Genomic DNA, 24,813 nt, shown 5'->3' on the forward strand with positions numbered 1-24,813 from the left:
CCGGTCTCGATTCAACTTAGGCAATCCTTTTCTTGACTAATTCCAGAAAAGCGGCATACTGGGAAACATGCGAGACGGAGAGCATGACTTCGACCCCCGAGCGCAATTGCGCGCCGTCGGGTTGAGGGTCACTGCTCCGCGCCTCGCCGTGCTGGATGCGGTTACAGCCCAACCGCATTCAGACGCCGATTCTGTTGCAGCACTCGTGCGGCAGCAGCTCGGATCGGTATCCACACAGGCCGTTTACGACGTGCTGAAGGCATGCGTGAACGCAGGATTGCTGCGACGCATCGAGCCGGCGGGTTCGCCCGCACGGTTCGAGACGAGGACTGGTGACAACCACCATCACCTCGTCTGTCGCGGCTGCGGCAAGGTCGTCGACGTCGATTGTGTTGTCGGCCAAGCTCCCTGCCTCGAACCTTCCGATAATCATGGCTTCGAAATCGACGAAGCCGAGGTCGTGTTCTGGGGCCGTTGCGAAGATTGCCTGAAGAATTCTGCCGAATCCGACACCGAGTCGGACGCGGTCTCGCAGAATCGAATTGATGCGTCCAGAACCTCCGAGTCAGCCACCTCGCATGCAGCCCATGCGTTCGACTCGGATGCAGCCCCGCTCCTCTGACGCCCAGCCCACAACGCTAGGAGGCTTCGCCATGACCAAGCCCACCACCAACAATTTCGGTATCGCGGTCGCAAGTGATGACGAATCGCTGACCGCGGGTATTCAGGGGCCGGTGCTCCTTCACGACCACTACCTGATCGAGAAGCTCGCGCAGTTCAACCGCGAGCGTGTCCCGGAGCGCATCGTCCACGCCAAGGGCGGCGGCGCTTTCGGTGAACTCGTCATCACACACGACGTCAGCAAGTACACCAAGGCCGCGTTCCTGCAGCCGGGTAAGAAGACCGAGTCACTCGTCCGCTTCTCCACCGTCGCCGGTGAGCAGGGCAGCCCGGACACATGGCGCGATCCGCGCGGTTTCGCGATGAAGTTCTACACCGAAGAGGGAAACTACGACCTCGTCGGCAACAACACCCCGGTGTTCTTCATCAAGGACGCCATCAAGTTCCCCGACTTCATTCGTTCGCAGAAGCGACTGCCCGGCTCCGGTCTTCGTGACCACGACATGCAGTGGGACTTCTGGACTCTGCGTCCCGAGACCGCTCACCAGGTGACCTGGCTGATGGGTGACCGCGGTATCCCGAAGACCTGGCGCAACATGGACGGCTTCGGATCGCACACCTACCAGTGGGTCAACGCTGCGGGTGAACGCTTCTGGGTGAAGTACCACTTCAAGACCGATCAGGGCATCGAGTTCCTGACGCAGGCCGAAGCAGACAGCCTCGCCGGTAGCGATCCCGACTACCACCGCGCGGATCTGTACAACGCCATCGAGGCCGGTAATTTCCCGAGCTGGACACTCAAGGTTCAGATCATGCCGGTCGACGAGGCCGAAGGCTACCGCTTCAACCCGTTCGACCTCACCAAGGTCTGGTCCCAGAAGGACTACCCACTGATCGAGGTCGGCAAGTGGACGCTGAACCGCAATCCGGAGAACTTCTTCGCGCAGATCGAGCAGGCTTCGTTCGAGCCGTCGAACGTGGTGCCCGGCATCGGATTCAGCCCGGACAAGATGCTTCTCGGCCGCGTCTTCTCCTACGCCGACGCACATCGTTACCGCATCGGCACCAACTACGCCGACCTGCCGGTCAATGCCCCGAAGAACGAGGTGAACTCCTACTCCAAGGAGGGCGCCATGCGTTACAGCTTCAATTCCCCGTCGACGCCGGTGTACGCACCGAACTCGTACGGCGGACCGCATGCCGATCCGTCGGTTGCCGGTGACGAAGGACTGTGGGCGTTCGACGGCAAGGCAGTGCGCGCCGGATACATCGAGCACGCCGAGGACGGCGACTTCACGCAGGCCGGAACGCTGGTCCGTGAAGTTCTCGACGACGCAGCTCGTGAGCGCCTGGTGAGCAACATCGTCGGCCACGCCCTTGCCGGCGTCAGTGAGGAAGTTCTGTTGCGTGTCTTCGAGTACTGGAAGAACGTCGACGCAGATTTGGGCAAGCGCGTCGAAGAAGGTGTACGCGCAGGTCAGTGACCCGCTGACATGAGCATCGCTTAGGTCTACCGAATGCGGACCGCTGCAAGGGAAATCACTTCCCGGCAGCGGTCCGTTTCCGTCTACCCAACTACAGAAGCGCAAACCAATAGACGAAGCATGCGAGAAGGAATACAACGACTGACTCCATGACGACACCCCTGTTCGACGTGCACTTCTGCTGTTCGCACTCTCCATGATCCGCTTCTCGAGCTGAGAATGCTCGGGGCACAAGTTTCGCGAACCGAGGTGTTGGGCAGTCAATTCCCATGGCAATAGGTGCGGTTCTCTTCGACATCGACGGAACGCTCGTCGATTCCAACTATCTGCACGTAGAAGCGTGGTCGCGAGCTTTCTTCGAGGTAGGTCGCCCGGTCGACGCGTGGCGGGTACACCGCAGCATCGGCATGGACGGAGACCAACTACTGGAGTCCTTGCTCGGCGAAGACATCGACGGGTGCGGACCGCGAGCCAAAGAACTTCACACCACGTACTACCGGCAGTCGGCCGACCGTCTCCGAGTACTGCCGGGAGCGCGCGAGTTGATCCGCCGAGTTCACTCGCTCGGACTGCATGTGGTGCTCGCTACCTCGGCGCCGGACGACGAACTGAAGTTGCTACGCCGGACGCTCGACATCGACGAAATGATCTACGCCGCCACCTCTTCGGAATCCGTCGACGAGGCCAAACCTGATCCGGACCTGATCGAGGTCGCGCTCGCGAAGGCAGGTGTCGACGCGGGCAATGCGGTCATGGTCGGGGATGCCGTCTGGGACATGAAGGCGGCGACATGGGCGGGCGTTGTGGCTGTGGGAGTGCGCAGCGGCGGCATGTCGACCGACGAACTCGAAGGTGCGGGTGCGGCTGCCGTGTACGACGACGCCCGCGACCTCCTCGACCACCTCGACGGCAGTGTGATTTCCGAACTCGTTTCAGGCCTAGATACCGGGAGTTGATCAGTGATGGCACGATTCGGCTACACCTTGATGACGGAGCAGGCAGGTCCGAAAGAACTGGTTCGCCATGCAGTTCGGGCCGAAGAAGTCGGCTTCGACTTCGAAGTGATGAGTGATCACTACTCGCCGTGGCTGACCGAGCAGGGGCATGCACCCTACGCCTGGTCGGTGCTGGGGGCAGTCGCCCACGCCACCGAGCGAGTCGGTTTGATGACGTACGTGACTTGTCCGACCGTGAGGTACCACCCCGCCGTCGTCGCTCAGAAAGCTGCGACGATCCAGATCCTCGCGGACGGACGCTTCACCCTGGGATTGGGAAGTGGCGAGAGCCTGAACGAGCATGTGGTCGGCGAGGGTTGGCCGTCCATCGACACCCGCCAGGACATGCTGCAGGAGGCGGTGAGCATCATTCGCGCACTGCTCGCCGGAGATCTGGTGAGCTGGAAGGGGGAGTACTTCGACGTCCAGTCCGCCAGGATCTGGGATCTCCCCGAGAACCCGGTTCCGCTGGCGCTGGCCATGTCCGGAGACAAGTCCGTCGAGCGTTTCGGTCCGATGGCCGACGATTTGATTGCCGTGCAACCGGATTCGGAGCTAGTGCACTTGTGGAAGCACGTGCACGGCCGAGCATACGGATTGGCTCCCGCAGGCCGGACCATCGGTCAGATTCCGATCTCGTGGGACCCTGATCGCGACACGGCAATTGCACGAGCTCATCAGCAGTTCCGGTGGTTCGGCGGAGGGTGGTCCGTGAACTCCGAACTGCCGACGCCGGCGAGCTTCTCGGGTGCGACTCAGTTCGTGCGCAAAGAGGATGTAGCTGAAAGCATTCCGTGTGGTCCCGATCTCGATGTGATCGTCGAAGCGGTCAAGGCATACACGGACGCCGGATTCACCGATGTGGCACTGGTACAGATCGGTGGAGATACCCAAGACCGATTCTTCGACGAGGCGGCCAAGCCGCTGCTCGAGGCTCTGCACGTCGAATTGGGTTGATCGAGAAGATCAATCGAGTTCCGCCGAGTGGGCTCTTGTCGAGTCGCGCGCTACCGCCGTGCAGCCTCGCCTGCTGCGCGACGAGGGCCAGTCCCAAACCGCTTCCGGCGTCGCCCGCACCGGTACCACGAACGAATCTCTCGAACATCGCTTCGCGTTCCGAAGGCGCGATCACGGTGCCGTTGTCGTCGACGAATACCGTCGCCGAACCCGTCGCAGCCCCTGATCGGACGGTGATCTCGACTTCGTCGGCATTGCCGTGCCGAACGGAATTGGTGACGGCGTTGGTCAGCACCAGACGGATACCCGCGGGAAAGGCCTGAACCGAAAGTTCTTCCGGTGCTTTCAAACGAACGTCGACCTGCGGGTGCAGACGGCCTGCGTCAGCGACGGCGCGATCGGCAACCTCCACGAGATCGACGTCGGCACAATCCTCGGGATCGGCCACGTCACCCAGGGCTAGAGTCTCGAGGTCGGTCAGGGTGCGCTCGATCTGGCGCTGCGCCTCCAACAATTCGCCGGACAGTTCGCGCCGTTGGCTTTCCGTGAGATCGAGTGTTGCGAGAACTTCGAGATCGGTACGCATCGACGTGAGAGGTGTGCGCAGTTCGTGGGCGGAGACGCGAGCGAAATCGCGTGCCGACTCCAACGCCTCCTCGGTGCGGCTTCGATCGCTTTCGATGCGACTGAGCATGCTGTGGATTGCCTCCGACAGTTCTTCGGCTTCTCGCGTTCCACGTACCGACGGTGCCCGGCGCGAGAGTCCGTCGACGTCGAGGTTGTTGCCGATCGAACTGGTGGTCTCGGTCAATTGCTGTAGTGGCCGGACGGCTCGGCCGGTGAGGAACCAACCGAGCCCGGCCGCGGCAAGGATGGCGACCACTGCTGCAGCGGCCACTTGGAACTGCTGCTCGCGGATTGCCTGGGTCAGTGGGTCTTCGGGGATGCTGACGGCCAGTGTGGCGCCGCTGTCGCCGGGCACCAGAACATCACGACTGCGAACATCGGTGGTAGCCAAGGCGCTGACGGTCGCGGCGTTGAATCCGGGGCTGACCACGGATGGTTCTGTTGTTGCAGTTGGTGTCTCGATGAATAGCGGGCTCGGCGCACTCGCCGCGACGCCCAGGGTGACGGAATCGAGAGTGCGTTCGAGTTGTTCGGATCCGTTGACACGCAGAAAGACCGCGAACGCAATTCCGATCGCGGCAATCACGATTCCGGCGGCCAGGCCCGAGGCGATGGCTACGCGAGTCTGAAGTGACAGCGGCCGCTTCATCGTTCGGCCCTCAGGACGAAGCCCACCCCACGCACTGTGTGGATCACGCGGGGCGCTCCGTCGACTTCGAGTTTCTTGCGTAGGTAGGTGACAAAGACGTCGACGACATTGGTGTCGGCGGCGAAGTCGTAACCCCAGACGAGTCGCAGGAGTTGTGCGCGACTGAGTACGACACCGGCGTGCTCGGCGAGTACCGACAACAGGTCGAATTCTCTTTTGGTGAGTTCGATTCGCCTACCGTCGATGTGCGCTCGATGGCCACGGAGATCGACCGTCAGCGGTCCCACCGTGATCGGATGGTCGACCGACGGGGTGGCTCGCGTCGTGCGTCGAAGCAATGCGCGGAGTCTGGCGACGAGCTCGGCCAACTCGAAGGGCTTGGTGAGGTAGTCGTCGGCGCCCGCCTCCAGCCCCGCGATGCGATCACCCACGGAACTTCGGGCGCTGAGCACGCAGATCGGAACCTCGTTGCCGATCGCGCGCAGGGCGGTCACCACCCCGACGCCGTCGAGGCCGGGCATGTTGACGTCGAGAACGAGCGCGGCCGGGCATTGCTTGTTCACCGATGACAAGGCCGATCGTCCGTCGACGGCAGTTGCCGTGTCGAAGCCCGACAATCGGAGTCCACGTTCGAGCGAATTCAGAACCTTCGCGTCGTCGTCAACGATCAGGATGCGCTCGCGTGTACTCACCCCAGCCATGGTGCCATCGGATCAAGGCCTGGGGCCTCGCTCGGAGCGAGGGCCGTCGCATTCTCATCAACTCCTAAGAAACCGACAACAGATCTGCAGTGTTGGCTTCATAACCTCGGGTTTCTCGGATGCGACCGCGCCGAGAACTCGAGAACGTTCGATCAAGGAGAACTACGATGACGCGATTGAAAGTGAACGGCAAGCGGGCCCGCCGGACCGGTGTGGTGGTGGCGTCCGTGGCGGTCCTCGGTATGGCAGTGGCGCCGGGAATCGCCTGGGCTTCCAACCCGATTTCCGACGGGTCACCGGTGGCGGTGCGGTCGATCGCGACCGCTCCAGCCGAGTTGGGTGTGGCTCCCGAAGTAGCGTGTGGTGTCGCGGCGCCGATTTCCGACGAGGAGCTGCAGAAGCTCATCGACGAGGGGAAGGTCGTGCGCGCGGAGGAGGCCGGTACGGCCGCAGTCACTATCGAAGTGCCGAGCGAAGCTGCGACATTCGTTGCGCGTGAAGGGGTGCCGGCGTTGCCGACCGTCGAGTGGGCTCCGACGACCGAAGGTGTTCCGGCAGAGGTGCTCGACATGGCCGGTGTCGCTCCGCTGGAGGAAGGCGTTGCCCTGTCATGCACGGTTGCCGCGGGCTGACGAGCGAAAAAAGCTCCGCATGAACCGCTTTGACCTGGAACGGTACGGCCGTACTCAACTGGGTCTGGAGGTTGGTCAAGCCTGTCGGTAGCACTTGCTACGTTCGGGGCGGTCTCGGCGAGCATGCCGGGGCCGTCGCCGACGGCGTCATGTGTGTGGTGTCTTGCAGAGGGTGCGGTACGGCCTGATGCGGGGCGCGTTTCGAAAGGTGTTGTGTTTCATGGTCATGGGCCCCACCCACGCGATGTCCGGTGCTGCTGTGGGGTTGGTGGTTGCGGAGTTGTTGCCTCTCGACTGGGGAGGGCCCACATCCACTGCGGAAACTTTGACCTTTGCCGGAGTGTGTGCCGGAGCCGCCTTGCTTCCCGACCTCGATACCGGTCAGTCGACGGTTTCGCGATCATTCGGTCCGCTCAGCAAGGCTCTGGCCAAAGGCATCGACGCAATTTCGGTGACCTTCTACCGCATCACCAAAGGCAAGAAGGACGGCAAGCGTCGTGGTGGGCATCGGACGCTCACGCACACCGCGCTGTTCGCCGCCGGGTTGGGTGCCGGGGTCTCGGCGCTGGTTGTTCAGTTCGGGAAGCCAGCCATCATCATCACCCTGTTCTTCTGCCTCGGGTTGGCCATCCGTGGATTGGCGGGTGAATTGGCCAAGGAGAAGGGTTGGCTCGCGGTCTCCGCCGTTGCGTTGGTGCTCTCTGCCCTCACCTGGCAGTGGTATCCGAGTGAGGCTGGATCCACGGGGCTAGGTGTTGCGGTGGCACTGGGTTGCGCCACGCACTGTCTCGGCGATGCGATCACCAAGGAAGGGGTGCCGTTTCTCGCGCCCCTGATTCCGCTCGGCGGCAAACGATGGTGGGAACAACGGCTGCCGTCATTCCTGTCCATCCGTGCAGGTGGGAACCTCGAGAAGATCCTGATCGGGCCGGCGTTGACGGTTCTGACTGCCTGGTTGATCATCAGTGCGTTCGACGGTGCCCCGGAAGCGATCTACGCGGTCTTCGCTCCGATGGTGCAGTGAGCTTCGGAAAACTTTTATTACGGAACCACTGGCATCGTAATCATATTTGTTCTACGTTCGTCCCTGACATGAACCGAGTCGGCTGACGGAGTGAGCAGTGGTGCATCAAGCAGAGCGCATGGCAGAGCACAGCTCGAGCGAAGACGGTGTGAGCCGGCGCGGATTTCTCGCAGCGAGTGCCGGCGCAGCTGCTCTCGCGGGCATTTCCTGGGCGCCGGCTGGAGCAGTTCCCTGGGGTTCGGCATCGACCATCGCGCCACCGCCCGGATTTCCGTCGGACATTCCGTTGTCACAGCAGGCGTACGCGAACTGGTCTCGAGAAATCATGCTCGACAGCGTGTGGACGGCCACGGCACGTCACAGCGATGACGTCGTCACCCTCGCCAACTGGGCGTTCGACAACGGGTACACAGTGCGTGCGAAGGGAACGATGCACGGGTGGAGTCCGTTGACGGTGGTGCCCGGCGCGCCTTCGGATCGAGTTCTGCTGGTCGATACGATGGCCAAACTGAATTCGGTTGTGGTGCAGCACGGCACGCCCGCAACGGTCACGGCGGGCGCCGGCGCCAGTATCGAAGCGATTCTGACAGCGCTCGAGCGAGAAGGGCTCGGCTGGGCCAACTCTCCGGCGATCGGTGAGCTGTCCATCGCCGGCGCGCTGGCGATCGGTGCTCACGGGGCAACCTATCCGGCTGTGGGGGAGACGATCACCCCTGGTCAATCGTATGGTTCGCTGAGCAACCTGATCACCGAGATCACGGTGGTGGCGTGGGACGAAGGCATCAATCGGTACGCACTGAAGACATTTCACCGATCGGACGTCGAGAGCACCGCCTTCCTGACCCATCTGGGTCGAACCTTCGTCACCTCCGTGACGCTGCAAGCCGGGGAGAATTATCGGCTGCGGTGCCAGAGTTTCACCGACATTCCGTGGCAAGAACTCTTTGCTGCTCCCGGTTCGCCAGGGCGTACCTACGAGAGTTTCGTCGAGAAATCCGGACGGGTGGAAGCAATCTGGTTCCCGTTCACGCAAACACCGTGGCTCAAGGTCTGGACACCGACCCCGGTCAAACCGCCGGAGTCCCGAGAGGTGAGCGGGCCGTACAACTACTTCTTCTCCGACGCGATTCCCGAAGAGGTCACCACCCCGTTGGGGATGGTGGCACAGGGTCTCCAAGGTGCGACACCGCTGTTCGGCGCCTCTCAGTTCGGCGCTGTAGCAGCAGGATTGGTGCTGACCGACACCGACGATCTCTGGGGCTGGTCGAAAGACGTTCTGTTCTACCTCCGGCACACGACCTTGCGCGTCGTAGCCGGGGGCGGAGCCGTGATCACCAAGCGGTCCAACATCGGCCGAGTCGTCCACGAGATGACGAGTTGGCTGAACGAACGAATGACGCACTACGCGTCGCTGGGGCAGTATCCCGTCAACATGCCGTTCGAAGTGCGTCTCTGCGGTGTCGACGATGACGGCGAGGTGTTGGTCGACAGCGCCGGAGTGCCGGACCTGTCAGCGGTGCGGCCGCGGGCGGATCGTCAGGACTGGGACACAGCGATCTGGATGAACGTGGTCTCGATTCCCGGCACCGCGGGATTGCCTGCCTTCCTTCGCGAAATGGAACGGTGGATGGTCGCGAACTACTCCGGCGATTACGCGACCTTCCGTCCGGAGTGGTCCAAGGGGTGGGCATTCACCGATCAGGCGGCGTACCAGGACGACGAATTCCTCACCAGCACAGTGCCTGCCACCTTCCGTGCCGGTGGCGACGGGAATTGGGACTTCGCTCTCGCCACTCTCGACGAACACGACCCACACCGCGTCTTCAGCAATACGTTCCTCGACCGCGTATTGCCACCCAGCTGAATCTCCTACTGCGGAAGCGGTTTGCGCCAACATACGTCGGTGACACGGATACGCTGATTGTTGTCACCGTTCCAATCGACGCTCAGCCCCTGAGTTCGGAGTGCGTCGGCTACCTGGCGCCCGACGGTCTGATCGGTGTGCGCGATCATGTGTGCCTTGGCGGTTTCGTCGCCGCCGAAGGCAGCGGCGACCAGTGCGGGATCGAGATCGTGGGCCGGACGAAACGCACTGTAGGACAAGTAGAGATCGGACGGCTCGTCGCCGAGACGCTCCGCATCTTGCATGTGGAAGAACGTGTACGCCCACTGAGCAAAGGGATACCCGTTCTCGTCGGGTTCGGACGGCGTGCGTTCGTCGTCGATTTCAGTAGTGCCGCACTGCATGCAGCAGGTGAAGTTCATCCGGGCTACGATGCCGTTGCGCTCGAGATCAGCGAAGGCTGCGGAGAGGCGCTCGAAGTCGCCGGGAGCCGTCCACTGGGTCTGCTCCCCGAGTCTGTGGTCCCAGACCTCACGCACTACTGCGTCGATCTGTCTGCCGAGTTCGTCGTTCTCGAAGCCGCCCTCGACACAGTCTCGGGCGGCTTCGCAGATTTCGTCGAACGTCGCGAAACCTGGGAGTACCAGTTCGCGTGCTTGCTCACCTACGGCGACGATGTCGGCCTCACTGAGCACCGGTGCTGACCGTGACTGTGCTGACCGTGACTGTGCTGACCGTGACTGTGCTGACCGTGACTGTGATGACCGTGACCAGGGCAATCGCATACCGGCACCGTACTGCACCGATCCGACCGTCAGGCGACGTCGGCTGCTGCTTTCGTTTCCTCCTCGTTTGACGGGGCCGGCTTGTTCGGGATGAGCGCCGTGGCGATCAGGCCCACCACGACAAATCCGGCCGCAAGGTATCCGCCGAGTGTGATGCCGTGAGTCATCGCAGATTGGGCAGCGTCGGCGACGAAGGCAGTGTTCGGTGAACCGGCCAGCGAGTCGATGGCGGCGCCTGCGCTGTCGGTGACTGCCCGCGTCAACTGATCAGCCTGAGCTTGGTCGACACCGGATCCGGTGAGGTCGTTGTTCAGCGTCGAATTGAGAGTGCTGAAGAAGACCGTGGTGAGGACAGCGATGCCCAGTGCGGATCCGAGTTGGCGGAACGCGCTCTGAATGCCGGAGCCTTGACCGGCGCTCTGCTCGGGAATCTCCTCGAGCACCACGTTGGTCACCTGGGCAGTCGCAAAACCGACGCCGATTCCGTAGAAGAACAGCACTGCGGCGATAGTCCACCAGGGGCTGTCTGTCGCAGCGATGAATCCGAGGCCGGCGAGACCGAGCGCTTCGAGAGCCAGGCCGATACGGACCAAGCCCAACGGCGAGACCTTCGATGCCAGCCCGAAGCTCGCACCACTGGCGACAAAGCTGCCGATGGCAATGGGAACCAGCGCGAGCCCTGCCTGGAGGGCGCTGTATCCGAGCGTGAACTGGAGCCAGAGAGGAAGCACCGCAACGATTCCGAACTCGCCGAGTCCGATGATCAGCGTCGCGATGTTGCCGTTGCGGAACGACGAGATGGAGAACAACCGCACGTCCATCAGCGCCCGCGACGGATCGGCGCTGCGGGTGAGCATGGTTTGACGGTAAGCGAACGCACCGAGCGACAGAACGGCGAGAACCAGCGCCACCAGAACCGGCGACGGGCCGCTGGACCATGACAGACCGAATAGATCGAAGGGTTCCTTCGTCGTCAGCCACCCGTACGTTCGTCCCTCGACGAGTCCGAAGGCCAGCAGGCCCAGGCCGGCGATGGACAGTGCCGCTCCGGTGGCGTCGACGCGCCCTGCGGTGCGCGTCGAGGGTGCGATGAACAGCACTGCGCCGATGAGAATGAGCGCAGCAAGCGGAATGTTGATCCCGAATGCCCAACGCCATGAGGCATGTTCGGCAAGCCAGCCGCCGAGCAATGGGCCGAGGGCGGATGCAGCGCCGATGGTGGAGCCCCAGACCGCGAAGGCCTGGCCGCGCGCCTTTCCGGTGAACATCGCGTTCAGAAGCGACAGTGACGTGGGCAGGATCATGGCCGCGCCGGCGCCCTGCAGGAAGCGCGCCAGGATGAGCAGACCGCCGTTCGGCGCCAGTCCGGCCAGCAGGCTCGTTGCGCCGAACACGACGACACCGGCGATGAAGATACGACGGGCGCCGACCAGGTCGGCAACTCTGCCGACCAGAAGCAGGAGTGCCGCGAACACGATTGCGTAGGACTCTTGGATCCATTGAGCCTGAACGGAATTGATCCCGAGATCTTCGATGATCGAGGGAACTATGACGTTGACGATCGTGGTGTCGACGACGATCAGTGCCACGCCGAGTGCAATGGCGATCAGGCCCAACCACTTGCGGGTGGTGGGTGAGATGTTCACGAATAAACCTCCATTGTGAAGTAACTTTATTATGAAGGTATATTTGAGGCGGTAAGTTGTCAACGTGCGCGCTGGGTTCGACCGGCCGCCGTCTGGCACAGGAAAGGTGGGATCACCGAGGTGGAAGCACCGCGCGACATCTCCGTGGAGCGGGAGCGGCTGATGGACGAATTCCGCGCGTACGGTGGCACGTTCACCGAATTCAGCCATCGATTCGCGTCGTGGCTCGGCCTGCATTCCACCGACGCGACTGCCTTGATGGAAATCACCGCTGCCGAGGAGAAGGGGACGCCGCTCTCACCCGCCCGCCTCGGAGAGCGGATCTCGCTGACGTCGGGTGCAACCACCGCGTTGCTCAACCGCCTGGAGAAGGCGGGACATATCGTCCGGACCCGAGAGAATGCCGACCGGCGAGTGGTCACGCTGCACAGCAGTGCGCATGTGCAGGACCTGGCGGACGAGTTCTTCGGGCCCCTTGCCGTGCGACTCGACGCCATGATGGCGAAGTACCCGCCCGAACTGCTCAGTCGATTCGAGGAATTTCTCGTCGACCTTCACTCGACGATGAACGAACACCTCGAGCAGGACAACCGCTGAACAAAAAACGCCGCTCGACTCCGGAGAGTCGGGCGGCGTTCTTTGTGCCGGTGACGGCTACTTGCCGAGCTTGGCCTGCAGGTCGTCGAGAACCAGGCCGGCACCTGTCGGGCCGAGGCCCAGGAACCAGGTCTCGTCGCTCACCTCGGTGGCGCGTCCTTCCTTGACTGCGTCCATGCTGGCCCACAGTGGTCCGGCAACAACCGTGGTCTGGCCCGTGTCGGCGGGATTTCCGTAGCTGGAGTAGAAGATTCGGTCACCCTCCGCCTCGGTGATCGTTTCGGGGCTGACCTCGACGGCCAGTTCGTCGATGTCCTGGATCGCCGGGCGGGGCAGGCCGACGTCCTTCAAGATGACGCCGATGAACGACAGATTGCCGTACAGGCGCAGCTTCCCGGACATGAAACGAACCAGTGAAACGGTCGGGGAGCCGTCGATCGACTCACGTACCTTGTCGGCGTGCTCTTGGTAGTCGTTGAGAACCTGCTCAGCCTTGGTCTCCTCGCCGAGTGCGTCACCGGCAAGGAGGAAGTTCTCCTTCCACGGAAAGCCGGGGCGGATGCTGAAGACCGTCGGAGCGATTGCCGCGAGTTGCGGGTAAAGCTTGTCCTGGCGCAGCTTGCTGCCGAGGATCAGATCGGGCTGCAGTGCGGTGATCGCCTCGAGGTTGAGGTTGTTGGTCGTGCCGACGTCGGGGACACCGACCAACTTGTCCGCCAGGTACGACGGCTGACCGGCGGCGCTTTCCGGGCTGGCGATGCCGACCGGGGTGATCCCGAGCGAGAGAACCTCGTCGAGTTCACCGCTGTCGAGGACGACGACGCGGGTCGGCTTGGCCTCGAGGGTGGTCTCGCCCAGGGCATGGGTGATGGTGCGAGGGAACTCGCCTGGCGCGGCATCGCTGCCGAGCTTCGCGGTTTCCGTGTCGGCGGTGCTGAACAGCTTGCCGCCGGTCGCGACATCGGTGTTGCCGTTTGCATTGCCGCCGGCGTCGGAAGAGCCGCAGGCCGTAGCGGCAAAAACAGTCGCCAGAGCAACCATGGCGACCCGGACCGACGTGCGGCTCCGGAGAGTGGTGCGTGAGTGCATTAGGCTACCCTACCTTTCGGCTATCGGGCTTGGTCAGGGAGGTGTCCGCACCGTTGATGCCAGGTGAGCGGCGCGTCAGGTCTCGCTCAGCGGGACCGCTACGCAATTCGGACTACAGGGTGCGACCAACGTGTTAGCTTCGCGAAAGACCTGTACTGGTAAGCGAAGACGCGTGTAGTGAGGATTTCGATGACCCTGAACATTGCCGATCTGTTCGAGGCCGTTGCCGATGCGATCCCCGATCGAGTTCCCTTGATTCTGGAAGACGTGCGATTGAGCTACGCCGAACTCGAACTGCGATCGAACCGACTCGCTCATCATCTGCAGTCGGTGGGCGTCGAGCCTGGGCAGCACGTCGGTATTCACATGCGTAACTGCGTCGAGTACGTCGAAGCGCTTCTGGCTTGCTTGAAGATCAGAGCGGTACCGATCAACGTCAACTTCCGCTATACCGATGCAGAACTCCTGTACATCTACACCAACTCTCAAATGGTGGCACTGCTGGTCGAAGAGGAATTCGCGCCGACGGCATTGGCCGTGGTTCCGCAGTGTCCGGAGATCACCCACGTGTTGATCGTCGGCGAAGACTACGAGAACGCCCTTGCCGCGCAGACTGATACCCGCGACTTCGGCCCTCGCAGCAACGACGACCATTTCATCATCTACACCGGCGGCACAACCGGAATGCCCAAGGGGGTGGTGTGGCGGCACGAGGACTTCTTCTTTGCCGCCCTGTCCGGAGCGAATCTCAGCGGGCCGCCGCGTCGTAGCCTCGAAGAGGTTGTGGATGCAGCTGCAGCGAACACCAATCCAACTGTGCTGCTACTCATCCCGCCGCTCATGCATGGAGCCGCAATCTATTCACTGCTCACGGCATTCCTCATGGGAGCGCCCCGAGTGCTGACCCGCAGCTTCGATCCGATGGAAGTGTTGCGACTGGTCGAGGCCGAGAAGATCACCGGAATCACCGTCGTCGGCGACGCAATTGCTCGGCCGATCGCCGACGCCATCACCGCAAGCGAAGGCCGCTACGACCTTTCGACTCTCCAACTGATCGGGTCGGGTGGCGCGTTGTTCTCCCCGAACCTGAAAGCAGAACTGACAACCCGACTACCGGGGTTGGTGATCAAGGATGCATTCGGTGCTTCGGAATCCGGCAACGACGGCGTCGTCGAATTCGGTGAGGACGGTTCCAAGCGAATTCGATCCAACCCCAACATGATTCTTGTGGACGACGAATTCCGTCGCATCGAACCAGGCTCGGACACAGTCGGTTTCATCGCCCGGGCCGGCCATGTTCCTGTTGCCTACTTCGGCGACCCGGCCAAGACTGCTGCAACTTTTCCCGTCGTCGACGGGGTTCGTCTGGCGGTACTCGGGGACATGGGCACGATGGAAGCCGACGGAACCATCGTGCTGCTCGGGCGCGGTTCGATGTGCATCAACTCCGGCGGCGAGAAGGTCTACCCCGAAGAAGTGGAGCAGGCACTCAAAACTCACCCGGCAGTTTTCGACGCCTTGGTAGCGGGTGCGCCCGACACTCGATTCGGTGAGAAGGTCGCCGCGGTGGTGCAGGTTCGACCGGGATTCGAAGATGTTGCGACGGAATCATTGTCGGAGCATTGCCGCACCCACGTCGCCGGGTACAAGATCCCCCGCTCGATCGTGCTCGTACCAACCATCCTCCGCTCGCCCAGCGGTAAGGCCGACTACCGTTGGGCTCGCGAAACCGTAGCGGGAGCGTAAATCACCTTCCGGCACTTCGGACGACGCACCACTCGTTTCCCTCGGGATCCAGCAGCACCTGAAAGGTGCCGGCCGGGTCCTGCTGGACAGTACCGACCCGAGTTGCGCCGAGGCGCTCGGCAGCTTCGGTCGCAGCGACGACGTCATCCACACTGACGTCGATGTGTAGACGATTCTTCGTCAGCTTGGATTCCGGTACACGCTGGAAGGCGAGGCGAGTCCATCCTGGAGGGTCGACAAACGCCCACTCCGCGCTCCGCTCCACCGGCTGCCCACCGAGGATTCCGGCCCAGAAGGTCGCCAACTGGGCTGGTGCGGAGCAATCCACAACTACTTCATCGACCTGCCCGATCACCGCTTCACAGCTCCGCTGAATTCGGCTGTCACAGCTGCACTCAATTCGGCTGTCACACCTGCGCTGAATTCGGCTGTCACAGCCAGGGCTCGATCGGCTTCTTCACCCACATGATCTTCTCGTCCGGATGCTCACGCCGAGCTTCGGGACGGTCTGGGTTGGCTGCTGCCCACACGGCTTTCTCGTCGAGCAGTCCGGCCGCGATCGTCCAGGTCTCCCGCGTGCTCGGCGGATTGGCGCCCGCCGCCCGCGCAAGCTTGCGCAGCCGATCGTCGGGCATGTCGAGCAACTCTGCACTACTGATATCGCGATCCCAGGCGAACTTGGCAAGACCGACAGCTTTCTCACGTCGGCTACGGCTCGCCATGTCGTTGTGCGCGAAGTCTGGTTCGGATGCCACGGCTTCACCTTATCGTCAACGAAATCGAGGCCCTCCCGCGTAAAGCGGAAGGGCCTCGATTTCTGTTCTTCACTGTCGGGGTGGCGGGATTTGAACCCACGACCTCTTCGTCCCGAACGAAGCGCGCTACCAAGCTGCGCCACACCCCGTGTCGAACCTCGGTTAGCTTACATTACCGAGTCGACTGACATTAAATCCGCAGGTCAGTTGCGTAGAACCGACGCTGGAGACTCTGCGGAACTGTGTGCGGAGACATGCTCCGGTTCGCGCCTGGTCGCCGGAACCAAAGTCAGCAGAGTTGCCTCGGGGCGGCAGCAGAAGCGCGCCGGAGCCCACGGCGAAGTGCCGATGCCCGCTGAGACGTGCAGCTGGGTGTGCGCGCCCCACTTCGACGGTCCCTTGACCCGGGATCGGTCGATCTGGCAGTTGGTGACCAGCGCGCCGTAGAACGGAAGGCACAGCTGACCACCGTGCGTGTGGCCGGCGAGCACCAGGTCGTAGCCGTCGTCGGCGAACCGGTCGAGAACTCGAGGTTCGGGCGAGTGCGTCAGGCCGAGCTTGAGCTGGGCGACGGGATTCGGTGTTCCGGCGACGGTGTCGTAGCGATCGCGCTTCAGGTGCGGATCATCGACGCCGGCGGCAGCAATGCGAATACCGGCCACTTCGAGTTCGCGGCGCACGTGGGTCATGTCCAGCCATCCACGTTCGGTGAACGCGGCCCGCAGATCGCCCCAGGGGAGGGGATCCCCGGTGATGCGCTTGTCCTTGTTGAAGATGTAGCTCAGTGGATTCTTCGGTTTCGGAGCGAAGTAGTCGTTGCTGCCGAAGACGAACAGACCCGGCCGAGCCAACAGATCGCCGAGCGCCTGGACCACTGCCGGGACGCTGCGCTGATGCGACAAGTTGTCTCCGGTGTTGACCACGAGGTCGGGGTCGAGGCCTTCGAGCTCACGCAACCAATTCTGTTTCAACCGTTGGTTCGGCATCATGTGCAGGTCGCTGAGATGGAGGACCCGCAGCGACGACGAACCGGGCGCCAGGACTGGCATCGTCACCTCACGCAGTGCAAATGCATTGCGTTCGATGCCGGATGCGTACCCGATCCCTAGTGCAGCGGCGCCCGCGGCACCAAGTGCGGTGCGGGTCAGATTGGTGCGGAACTGGGAAGACACCTCTCAAGGATACGGGTGTGGCGTTCTTCTGCGTCGCTCTCGCCGCCTTTTACAGCTATTCCACAGAGAATTGTGTCCGGGCGGAGGTAACTATCGGCACGCTCGAAACGCCGAGCGCGTAGCGTTTCCACCATGTCCGACACGACACCATCGCTCAAAGCCACCCTCCGAACCGACATGGTTGCATCCATGAAGGCGAAGGATCCGCTACGTACAGCCACCCTTCGGATGCTCATGGCAGCCATCCAGACCGAAGAGGTTGCCGGTAAGGAAGCACGGGTCCTCACCGACGAAGAAATCATCAAAGTCCTTGCAAAGGAATCGAAGAAGCGCGGCGAATCGGCCGAGATCTACACCGAGAACGGCCGCGGTGAACTTGCCGCGAAAGAGCGCGCCGAAGCTCAGATCATCGACGAGTACCTGCCGACGCCGTTGACCGACGCCGAACTCGTCGACGTCGTCGACACCGCCCTCGCTCAGGTGTCCGAGGAGCTCGGTGAGCGTCCGGGTATGCGTCAGATGGGCCAGGTCATCAAGGCCGCCAGCGCGCTGGCCAAGGGCAAGGCCGATGGCGCACGTATCTCTGCAGCAGTGAAGTCCCGCCTGTAGAAGCGCGCCACCGGAAACCGAAAACGGCCGCGAACTCCGAGTCACTCGGAGATCGCGGCCGTTCTTGTTTTCAGGGCCGTCAGTTTTCGGGGCCGTCAGTTCGGTGGGGTCCCCGCAGGCGGTGCGGGTTCGCCTCCCGGCGGAGTCGCATCCGGGGGAGTCGCGCCCGGTGCCGGAGCTGCTGGAGCTGCCGGGGATGCGGGTGCTGCCGGAGCCCTTACGGACCCGTCACTGATGTAGATCGTGACGGTCGAACCCGGGATCGCGGACCCGGACGGCGAAACTCCGGTGACCGTTCCCGCCCGTGCTCCGGATGCCGTGGTCACGGAATTGACCGTGAAGCCGGACGCCTGCAACCTCGACGTCGCCGCCGACTGGCTCAGGCCGACAACCTCGGGAACCTGGCCGTTCTGTGATCCCCGTGCGTACTTCTCGTCGATCGGGGGCAGCGAGGTGGGCCCGAAGTTGTTGGCGACCGGGTTCATTGCCGCGAACCAGGATCTCGCCGGTTCGGTACCGCCGTACAGGTTGCCGCTGTAGCAGGGGCGTAGCGGGCTCGAGCAGATCTCGCCGGGTGTCGGGGAGTCGCCGAAGATGTAGACGGCCGCAGCGAGGTTGTTGGTGAAACCGAGGAACGCCGAGGACTTGTGGGTCTCGGTGGTACCCGTCTTGCCCGACATCGGCAGGCTCCATCCGGCGCTGCTCGCGGCACCGGCAGACGTACCGGCGCCGACGTCGTCACGGCTCATGGCGTTGGCGAGTGTGTCTGCCAAGCCGGGCTCGACGACCTGCTCACAGCCCTGCTCGGTGACGGCCACCGGCTTGCCGTAGCGGTCGAAGACCGAATCGATGGGACTCGGCGGGCACCACTTGCCGTGCGAGGCGAGAGTGGCCGCGACGTTGGAGAGTTCGAGCGGGTTGATCCAGGTGGGGCCGAGGGTGAACGAACCGAGGTTTTGTTCCTTCTGGAAGTCGGCCATGCTGCGCTCGTCGAAGCCCGAGGTGTTGGGATCGGCGTACGAGCGCATGCCGAGACGGACAGCCATGTCGACGGTCGGCGTGACGCCGGTCGCCTCGATGAGCTTGACGAAAGCGGTGTTTGGGGACTGTGCCAGGGCGTCGGTCACGGACAATGTCGGCGGATAGTTGCCGGCGTTCTCCACGCAGTACGTCGAGACCGGGCAGCCTGCCGCACCACCGCTACCCATGCCCTTGGCTTCGAAGCGCTTGGGCACGTCGAGGGTCGCGTTGATGCCGAGGCCCTTCTCCATCGCCGCAGCGGTCGTGAAGATCTTGAAGACGGAACCCGCACCGTCACCGGCAAGGGAGTACGGCTGCGCCTGGACGGTTTCGTCGGCGTCGGCATTGAGTCCGTACGTGCGACTGCTGGCCATCGCGATGACCTTGTGTGAATCCTGGCCCGGCCTGATCACGTTCATCACGTTCGCGATGCCGTCGAGGTTGGCGCTCGCGTTCGCGTTCAGTCCGGCCTTGGTGGACGCCTGGACCTGCGGATCGAGAGTGGTCTTGATGAGGTAACCACCCTCGTTGATCTGGTCGCGGGTGATTCCGGCATCCGAGAGGTACTTCAGTGCGTAATCACAGAAGAATCCGCGATCGCCTGCAGCGATGCAGCCGCGCGGCAAGTTGTTGGGGGTTTCGAGGACGCCGAGGGGCTCTTCCTTGGCTGCACGGAACTCGTCGGCACGATCCGGAATGTTCGTGATCATGGTGTCGAGCACGGTGTTACGACGCTCGGTCACGCCCTCGACGTTCGTGTACGGGTTCAGCGCGGAGCTGGACTGAACCATGCCGGCCAGCATCGCGGACTGCGGAACGGTCAGATCTGCGGCGTCGACGCCGAAGTAGGTCTGAGCCGCGTCCTGAATGCCGAAGGATCCGTTGCCGAACGGTACGAGGTTGAGGTACCGGGTGAGGATCTCGTCTTTCGTGAGTTCCTTGTCCAGCGTCAGCGCCATCCGGATCTCGCGGATCTTTCGGGCCGGGGTGGTCTCGATGGCAGCGCGGCGCTCGGCATCCGTCTTGGCCACGACCAACAGTTGGTAGTTCTTCACATACTGCTGATCGAGTGTCGACGCGCCCTGCTGCACTTCACCGGTCGTCGTGTTGGTGAGGAAGGCGCGCAGCGTTCCCTGCCAGTCGACGCCCTTGTGGTCGGGGAACCGGCGGTCCTCGATGGAGACGATCGCCAACTTCATGTTGTTGGAGATCTTCTCGCTCGGGACTTCGAAGCGTCGTTGGTCGTACAGCCAGGCAATGGGATTGCCTGCCGCATCGACCATGGTGGACACCGCGGGGACCGTGCCTTCGACCAGTTCGGCCGAGACGTTGTCGACGGTATCGGCAGCGCGATTGGACGCGAATCCGAATCCGCCGGCCACCGGGAACATCACCCCTGCGACCAGGACACCCGCCAATGCGGAGCTTCCGGCGAGCTTCGCCACTGTTTTTGCAATCGACACGATCTACAGAGTACGTGTGCCCACCCATTGGAACCGGTTTCAGTGTTTTGCGGGTGTTCAAAACCTCCTGAACACGCGCTTTGTACTGCCGTACCAAAAAATGCTCCCGACCGTCTTGCGTTAGGGGCGTTCTTTACCTAAATTGTGATCAGTGTGATCGACGTAACACTCGATCACGAATGTGTCTCAGCTTTCACGTGCTACCGCGAGACGGCTGAGATGGTGCGCTGCTCGCCTCATGGCGACGGTCAGACTTTGTAGAGGGGACCCAGAATGTACACAGCCACCCCGAGTAGCCGTTTGGACATCGAGCAGGCCGAGGCACGAATTGCCTGGGTAACTCAGGCGCGATGCCGCGAGGTCGATCCCGACCAACTTTTTGTTCGTGGCGCCGCACAGCGCAAGGCAGCCACCATCTGCCGTCACTGCCCGGTCCTCATGCAGTGCGGAGCAGATGCTCTCGACAACCGTGTCGAGTTCGGTGTGTGGGGCGGAATGACCGAACGTCAGCGCCGTGCACTGCTCAAGCAGCACCCCGACGTCGACTCCTGGTCCGAGTTCTTCGAAGACCAGCGCCAGCATCACTCAGCAGTCTGATCCAGGTCGATCGGGGGATCAGCCCTTACGAGTGAGCTGATCTCCCACCGCGCGCAGCGCCTCGAGGTCCGAGACCTCGAACGGTAGCGACGGAACACCGATCAGCGGCACCTTCGGGTGAGCTGCGGTGAATCGACTCAGCAAGGCGATTTCTCGCTTCGCGATCACTGCCCGATGGGCATGGATGCGGAGAACGGCTGCGGTGAGGGCCTCGGCCTCGGTCGCATTTTCCTTCGCTTCCAGTTTGTCGGCGGCGGTCACCGCATGATCGGCAGGCAGAGCCGTCAACGTCGGGTGAGTGCGGTTGAGAACCAGACCGGCCAACGGCATCGAGTCACCCGCAAGGCGATCGACGAAGAACGCCGCCTCACGGAGAGCGTCGGGCTCGGCCGCTGCGATCACCAGGAAATGAGTCCCCGGCTGACGCAGCAACTCGTAGGTCTTCGTGGCGCGTTCACGGAAACCGCCGAACATCGAGTCGAGCGACTGCACGAATGCCGATGCATCCGAAAGCATTTGGCTTCCCACGATGGTCGAGACACCCTTCAGAGCCAATCCCATCGCGCCGGCCACGAGCCTGGTCAGGCCACGGCCGGGTGCCGAGAGCAGCCGGATCATCCGTCCGTCGAGGAATGTTCCGAGCCTCTGTGGAGCGTCGAGGAAGTCGAGCGCATTGCGCGACGGCGGGGTATCGACGATCACCAGATCCCACGCGTCGTTCGACGCCAGCTGCCCCAACTTCTCCATCGCCATGTACTCCTGCGTTCCGGAGAACGACGTGGCAACGGTTTGGTAAAAGGGATTCGCCAGGATCTGCTCGGCCTTCTCAGGGCTCGAATGCTCGATGACCATCTCGTCGAAAGTCCGACGCATGTTCAGCATCATCGCGTGGAGTTCGCCCGTGGCCTCGGGACCCAGCTTCACCGGCTGCGGAGTGTTGTCGAGTTCGGCCACACCCAAGGCCTGTGCGAGGCGACGGGCCGGATCGATGGTGAGGACGACTACGCGTCGGCCCTCTTCGGCTGCCCGCAACGCCAGCGACGCAGCCGTCGTGGTCTTGCCGACGCCACCTGCGCCGCAACACACCACGATTCGGGCCGTCGGGTCCTTGATGATCGCCGAAATATCGAGGGCAGGAGCTGCGCGTCGGCCGGTCCTGGAACTGCCGACCGTCACGTTCTCGGTGGTCTCGGTCATCACACGCCCTGTTCCGTGAGGTATTCGGCCAGCTCGTAGAGCCCACCGAGATCGACGCCGTCGGCGAGTGCGGGAAGTTGCACCCGCGCGCCGTCGATCTCGCGGAGCTTCTCCGCACTGGATTCTTGAGCTTCGAGCACCGACGCGTGCTCGATCGTCTCGGTGAGCAGGCCGGCGAAGTCGTCGTCGGACAGATCGATGCCGACATCGGAGAGCGTCGACCGGATCGAAGCTGCATCGATGTTGCCGGCTGCAGCACCGGAGAGTTGGTCTTCGGGCAAGAACCTCGGGCTGGCGCGGTTGACGATGATGGCACCGAGGTTGAGGTCGTCACGCGCCAGTTCTGCGGCGGCGTCGGCGGTTTCCTGAACGGGCAGCGCTTCGAGAAGCGCAACAAGATGTACGACGGTCTCCGGCGAGTGCAGCAGCCGAACGACGCCTTCACTCTGCGAATGCACCGGGCCGCCCTTGGCGAGGTCGGCCATCGCCTTGGTGACGTCGAGGAAGCTGCCGATCCGCCCGGTCGGGGGAGCATCGACGACAACGGCGTCGTACACGCGTTTGCCGGTTCGATCGGTGCGGATGACGCACTCCTTGATCTTGCCGGTGAGCAGAACGTCGCGAAGGCCTGGAGCGATTGTGGTGGCGAATTCGATGGCGCCGAACTTACGCATCGCCCGGCCGGCGAAGCCGAGGTTGTAGAACATTTCGAGGTATTCGAGGAACGCGGTCTCGATGTCGACGGCCAGAGCCATCACTTCACCGCCACCTTCGGCGGCCGCGACCTTGGTCTCCTGCGGTGGAAGCGGTGGTACGTCGAAGAGCTGCGCGATTCCCTGGCGGCCCTCGACCTCCACGAGGAGAACGCGCTTGCCGCCTTCGGCCAACGCGAGCGCCAACGCGGCGGCAACCGTGGACTTACCGGTTCCGCCTTTACCTGACACAAAGTGCAGGCGGGCCTTCGTCGCAGACTCGGGCCAGGTCCTGCTCAGCTCATCTTGGGATGCAACCACACCGCGAGCCTATAAGTCTGGGGCCGAAGATGTACGCGGGATAGGCTCACCGCATGAGCGAAATAACTTCCTGGGAATACACCGTGACTCCGTTGCTGGTCCACAATCCGAAGGCAATTCTCGACAACTGGGGTGTCGACGGCTGGGAACTCGTCGCCGTCCTGCCGAGCGCGTCGGGCGAGCAGCACGTCGCGTACATGAAGCGTCCGAAGGGCTGAATCACATGGCAGAGGCAACACAGACCTGGTCGGAGCGTCTCGCCGAACTGGGCATTGCACTTCCCGCCGTCGCGGCACCCGTCGCTGCTTACGTTCCCGCGGTTCGCAGCGGCAACCACGTGTACACGTCGGGTCAGCTCCCGTTCGTCGACGGAAAACTGGCGCTGACCGGCAAGCTCGGCGCGGGCGTGTCGGATGAGGACGCCAAGGCCGCGGCTCGCACCTGCGCGCTCAACGCTCTTGCTGCCATCGACGCCCTGGTCGGCATCGACAACGTCGTTCGCGTCGTCAAGGTTGTCGGCTTCGTGGCATCCGCCGAAGGATTCACCGGCCAGCCCGGCGTGATCAACGGCGCATCCGAGTTCCTCGGCGAGGTGCTCGGCGACGCCGGTATCCACGCCCGTTCGGCAGTCGGCGTGGCAGAACTTCCCCTCGGCTCACCCGTCGAGGTGGAACTGATCGTCGAAGTTCGCTGATGTCGACGGTCCATCCCGCCTACGCGCAGCTACGCCGCGTCACCGACATCGCTTCGGTCTTGCTCGAGAACAACCCGGGCATGATGACGCTGGACGGTACGAACACTTGGATTCTGCATGCTCCGGGCAGCGTCGAGTGTGTTGTCGTCGATCCAGGCGACAACGACGAGGAACACCTGCAACGTGTCGCTGGTATCGGTCCGGTAGCGCTGACCTTGATCACGCACCGGCACTACGACCACACCGGCGGGGTGGACCGTTTCCACGAATTGACTTCGGCTCCAGTGCGTTCCGTCGACCCTACTTTTCTTCGCGGGGGCGCTTCGGCGCTTGTCGACGGTGAAGTGATCGAGGTAGCGGGCCTGAAGTTGCGGATCCTCGCGACGCCGGGCCATACCGCGGATTCGGTGTCGATAGTCATCGAGAACGATGCGAGCGTGCTGACGGGCGACACCATTCTCGGCCGCGGCACGGCAGTTCTCGACGACTCCGACGGCGATCTGGGGGACTACCTCACCTCGCTGCGATCGCTGGCCGCACTCGGCGAAGGACTGACGGTTCTTCCCGGGCACGGTCCGGACCTACCCGATCTGCAGGCGATTTCGCAGCAGTACCTCGCCCACCGCGAGGAGCGTCTGGATCAGGTGCGGGCTGCTCTGTCGACGTTGGGCGAGTCTGCCTCGGTGCGCGACGTAGTCGAGCACGTCTACTCCGACGTCGACCCGAAGCTGTGGCCGGTCGCGGAGAAATCCGTCAACGTGCAGTTGGCGTATCTGCGACGCTGAGGCGCTCGGCGCCGACACGAAGAGCTGAGTTGTGTGGCCGAACTGCCGCCATCTATGCCGATCGAGGTATAGCTGGCGGCAGTTTTTGCATTTGTTTGATATGGGTAACGGC

General features: G+C 62.8%; 25 protein-coding genes and 1 tRNA gene. 14 read left to right on the plus strand and 12 right to left on the minus strand.

The annotated features are described in order from the left end of the window. The first annotated feature begins 67 nt into the window (after positions 1 to 67). The 4 genes from P0M12_RS14495 (at position 68) to P0M12_RS14510 (ending at position 4,057) form a co-directional block, all read left to right on the plus strand. Positions 68 to 622 carry a Fur family transcriptional regulator gene (locus P0M12_RS14495; RefSeq protein WP_003943517.1) on the plus strand — a complete coding sequence of 185 codons (555 nt, stop codon included), beginning with the start codon at positions 68 to 70 and terminating at the stop codon, positions 620 to 622. A gap of 31 nt (positions 623 to 653) precedes the next feature. Further along, a complete protein-coding gene (locus P0M12_RS14500; protein ID WP_003943483.1) occupies positions 654 to 2,105 on the plus strand; it encodes a catalase in 1,452 nt (483 codons plus the stop codon). Positions 2,106 to 2,374: 269 nt separating this feature from the next. Continuing rightward, positions 2,375 to 3,061, plus strand: a complete 687-nt coding sequence (locus P0M12_RS14505) for an HAD family hydrolase (RefSeq protein WP_003943463.1) — start codon at positions 2,375 to 2,377, stop codon at positions 3,059 to 3,061. Positions 3,062 to 3,067: 6 nt separating this feature from the next. Next, positions 3,068 to 4,057, plus strand: a complete 990-nt coding sequence (locus tag P0M12_RS14510) for an LLM class F420-dependent oxidoreductase (RefSeq protein ID WP_007732341.1) — start codon at positions 3,068 to 3,070, stop codon at positions 4,055 to 4,057. Here the strand turns inward: P0M12_RS14510 and P0M12_RS14515 are convergent. Beyond that, positions 3,954 to 5,333 (minus strand): HAMP domain-containing sensor histidine kinase, encoded by a 1,380-nt coding sequence (locus tag P0M12_RS14515; RefSeq protein ID WP_075831949.1) that lies wholly within the window; start codon positions 5,331 to 5,333, stop codon positions 3,954 to 3,956. The two genes, P0M12_RS14510 and P0M12_RS14515, sit on opposite strands and share 104 nt — an antisense overlap. Beyond that, a complete protein-coding gene (locus P0M12_RS14520; protein WP_003943475.1) occupies positions 5,330 to 6,034 on the minus strand; it encodes a response regulator transcription factor in 705 nt (234 codons plus the stop codon). The genes P0M12_RS14515 and P0M12_RS14520 overlap by 4 nt, the downstream gene beginning before the upstream one ends. 167 nt (positions 6,035 to 6,201) lie before the next feature. Between P0M12_RS14520 and P0M12_RS14525 the strand changes: the two genes are divergently transcribed. The 3 genes from P0M12_RS14525 to P0M12_RS14535 all read left to right on the plus strand — a co-directional run bounded on the left by P0M12_RS14525 (position 6,202) and on the right by P0M12_RS14535 (position 9,554). Continuing rightward, positions 6,202 to 6,666, plus strand: a complete 465-nt coding sequence (locus tag P0M12_RS14525) for a hypothetical protein (protein ID WP_003943487.1) — start codon at positions 6,202 to 6,204, stop codon at positions 6,664 to 6,666. Positions 6,667 to 6,886: 220 nt separating this feature from the next. Beyond that, entirely contained in the window at positions 6,887 to 7,690 is an 804-nt protein-coding gene (locus P0M12_RS14530; RefSeq protein ID WP_007732353.1) for a metal-dependent hydrolase, read from the plus strand. A gap of 118 nt (positions 7,691 to 7,808) precedes the next feature. Next, positions 7,809 to 9,554, plus strand: coding sequence for a cholesterol oxidase substrate-binding domain-containing protein (locus tag P0M12_RS14535; protein ID WP_064443467.1), 1,746 nt, complete (start codon positions 7,809 to 7,811; stop codon positions 9,552 to 9,554). A 5-nt stretch (positions 9,555 to 9,559) separates the two neighbouring features. On the opposite strand, the gene P0M12_RS14540 is transcribed toward P0M12_RS14535, so the two are convergent. Beyond that, entirely contained in the window at positions 9,560 to 10,228 is a 669-nt protein-coding gene (locus P0M12_RS14540; protein ID WP_042446741.1) for a hypothetical protein, read from the minus strand. A gap of 119 nt (positions 10,229 to 10,347) precedes the next feature. Continuing rightward, positions 10,348 to 11,964 carry a DHA2 family efflux MFS transporter permease subunit gene (locus tag P0M12_RS14545; RefSeq protein WP_064443026.1) on the minus strand — a complete coding sequence of 539 codons (1,617 nt, stop codon included), beginning with the start codon at positions 11,962 to 11,964 and terminating at the stop codon, positions 10,348 to 10,350. A gap of 120 nt (positions 11,965 to 12,084) precedes the next feature. Between P0M12_RS14545 and P0M12_RS14550 the strand changes: the two genes are divergently transcribed. Continuing rightward, positions 12,085 to 12,561, plus strand: a complete 477-nt coding sequence (locus tag P0M12_RS14550) for a helix-turn-helix domain-containing protein (RefSeq protein WP_003943458.1) — start codon at positions 12,085 to 12,087, stop codon at positions 12,559 to 12,561. Between the two features lie 57 nt (positions 12,562 to 12,618). Here P0M12_RS14550 and P0M12_RS14555 read toward each other — a convergent pair whose 3' ends face one another. Then, on the minus strand, positions 12,619 to 13,650 hold the full coding sequence (locus P0M12_RS14555) for an iron-siderophore ABC transporter substrate-binding protein (RefSeq protein WP_003943522.1): 1,032 nt from the start codon (positions 13,648 to 13,650) through the stop codon (positions 12,619 to 12,621). A 189-nt stretch (positions 13,651 to 13,839) separates the two neighbouring features. Between P0M12_RS14555 and P0M12_RS14560 the strand changes: the two genes are divergently transcribed. Continuing rightward, positions 13,840 to 15,396, plus strand: coding sequence for an acyl-CoA synthetase (locus P0M12_RS14560; RefSeq protein ID WP_054827461.1), 1,557 nt, complete (start codon positions 13,840 to 13,842; stop codon positions 15,394 to 15,396). A 1-nt stretch (position 15,397) separates the two neighbouring features. On the opposite strand, the gene P0M12_RS14565 is transcribed toward P0M12_RS14560, so the two are convergent. From P0M12_RS14565 to P0M12_RS14580, 4 genes are all read right to left on the minus strand, one after another. Continuing rightward, the gene (locus tag P0M12_RS14565; protein WP_042446659.1) at positions 15,398 to 15,751 is read right to left on the minus strand and encodes a VOC family protein; all 354 of its coding nucleotides are present in this window, start codon (positions 15,749 to 15,751) and stop codon (positions 15,398 to 15,400) included. A 76-nt stretch (positions 15,752 to 15,827) separates the two neighbouring features. After that, on the minus strand, positions 15,828 to 16,151 hold the full coding sequence (locus P0M12_RS14570; RefSeq protein ID WP_003943496.1) for a hypothetical protein: 324 nt from the start codon (positions 16,149 to 16,151) through the stop codon (positions 15,828 to 15,830). A 75-nt stretch (positions 16,152 to 16,226) separates the two neighbouring features. Further along, a tRNA-Pro gene (locus P0M12_RS14575) sits at positions 16,227 to 16,300 on the minus strand. 54 nt (positions 16,301 to 16,354) lie between these two features. After that, complete coding sequence (locus P0M12_RS14580; protein WP_003943461.1) at positions 16,355 to 17,323, minus strand: metallophosphoesterase; 969 nt, start codon at positions 17,321 to 17,323, stop codon at positions 16,355 to 16,357. A 132-nt stretch (positions 17,324 to 17,455) separates the two neighbouring features. Between P0M12_RS14580 and P0M12_RS14585 the strand changes: the two genes are divergently transcribed. Continuing rightward, positions 17,456 to 17,932, plus strand: coding sequence for a GatB/YqeY domain-containing protein (locus P0M12_RS14585; RefSeq protein WP_003943491.1), 477 nt, complete (start codon positions 17,456 to 17,458; stop codon positions 17,930 to 17,932). Positions 17,933 to 18,027: 95 nt separating this feature from the next. Here the strand turns inward: P0M12_RS14585 and P0M12_RS14590 are convergent, their stop codons facing one another. Further along, a complete protein-coding gene (locus P0M12_RS14590; RefSeq protein ID WP_003943525.1) occupies positions 18,028 to 20,397 on the minus strand; it encodes a transglycosylase domain-containing protein in 2,370 nt (789 codons plus the stop codon). Positions 20,398 to 20,688: 291 nt separating this feature from the next. Between P0M12_RS14590 and P0M12_RS14595 the strand changes: the two genes are divergently transcribed. Beyond that, on the plus strand, positions 20,689 to 21,012 hold the full coding sequence (locus P0M12_RS14595; protein ID WP_007732375.1) for a WhiB family transcriptional regulator: 324 nt from the start codon (positions 20,689 to 20,691) through the stop codon (positions 21,010 to 21,012). Positions 21,013 to 21,030: 18 nt separating this feature from the next. On the opposite strand, the gene P0M12_RS14600 is transcribed toward P0M12_RS14595, so the two are convergent. Together P0M12_RS14600 and P0M12_RS14605 are read right to left on the minus strand one after the other, a co-directional pair. Next, complete coding sequence (locus P0M12_RS14600; RefSeq protein ID WP_277377880.1) at positions 21,031 to 22,209, minus strand: ArsA family ATPase; 1,179 nt, start codon at positions 22,207 to 22,209, stop codon at positions 21,031 to 21,033. Further along, positions 22,209 to 23,222 (minus strand): ArsA-related P-loop ATPase, encoded by a 1,014-nt coding sequence (locus P0M12_RS14605; protein WP_037130910.1) that lies wholly within the window; start codon positions 23,220 to 23,222, stop codon positions 22,209 to 22,211. Before P0M12_RS14605 ends, P0M12_RS14600 begins: the two co-directional genes overlap by 1 nt. 53 nt (positions 23,223 to 23,275) lie before the next feature. On the opposite strand from P0M12_RS14605, the gene P0M12_RS14610 reads away from it, so the two are divergent. Genes P0M12_RS14610 through P0M12_RS14620 form a run of 3 tightly spaced genes read left to right on the plus strand, consistent with a single transcriptional unit; the run spans position 23,276 to position 24,701 of the window. Next, on the plus strand, positions 23,276 to 23,440 hold the full coding sequence (locus tag P0M12_RS14610) for a hypothetical protein (protein WP_003943454.1): 165 nt from the start codon (positions 23,276 to 23,278) through the stop codon (positions 23,438 to 23,440). 5 nt (positions 23,441 to 23,445) lie between these two features. Continuing rightward, a complete protein-coding gene (locus P0M12_RS14615; protein ID WP_003943508.1) occupies positions 23,446 to 23,916 on the plus strand; it encodes a RidA family protein in 471 nt (156 codons plus the stop codon). Further along, positions 23,916 to 24,701 carry an MBL fold metallo-hydrolase gene (locus tag P0M12_RS14620; RefSeq protein ID WP_007732381.1) on the plus strand — a complete coding sequence of 262 codons (786 nt, stop codon included), beginning with the start codon at positions 23,916 to 23,918 and terminating at the stop codon, positions 24,699 to 24,701. Before P0M12_RS14615 ends, P0M12_RS14620 begins: the two co-directional genes overlap by 1 nt. The last annotated feature ends 112 nt before the right edge of the window (positions 24,702 to 24,813 follow it).

It is taken from the genome of Rhodococcus sp. RCBS9 (assembly GCF_029457415.1).
GTDB lineage: Bacteria > Actinomycetota > Actinomycetes > Mycobacteriales > Mycobacteriaceae > Rhodococcus_F > Rhodococcus_F qingshengii.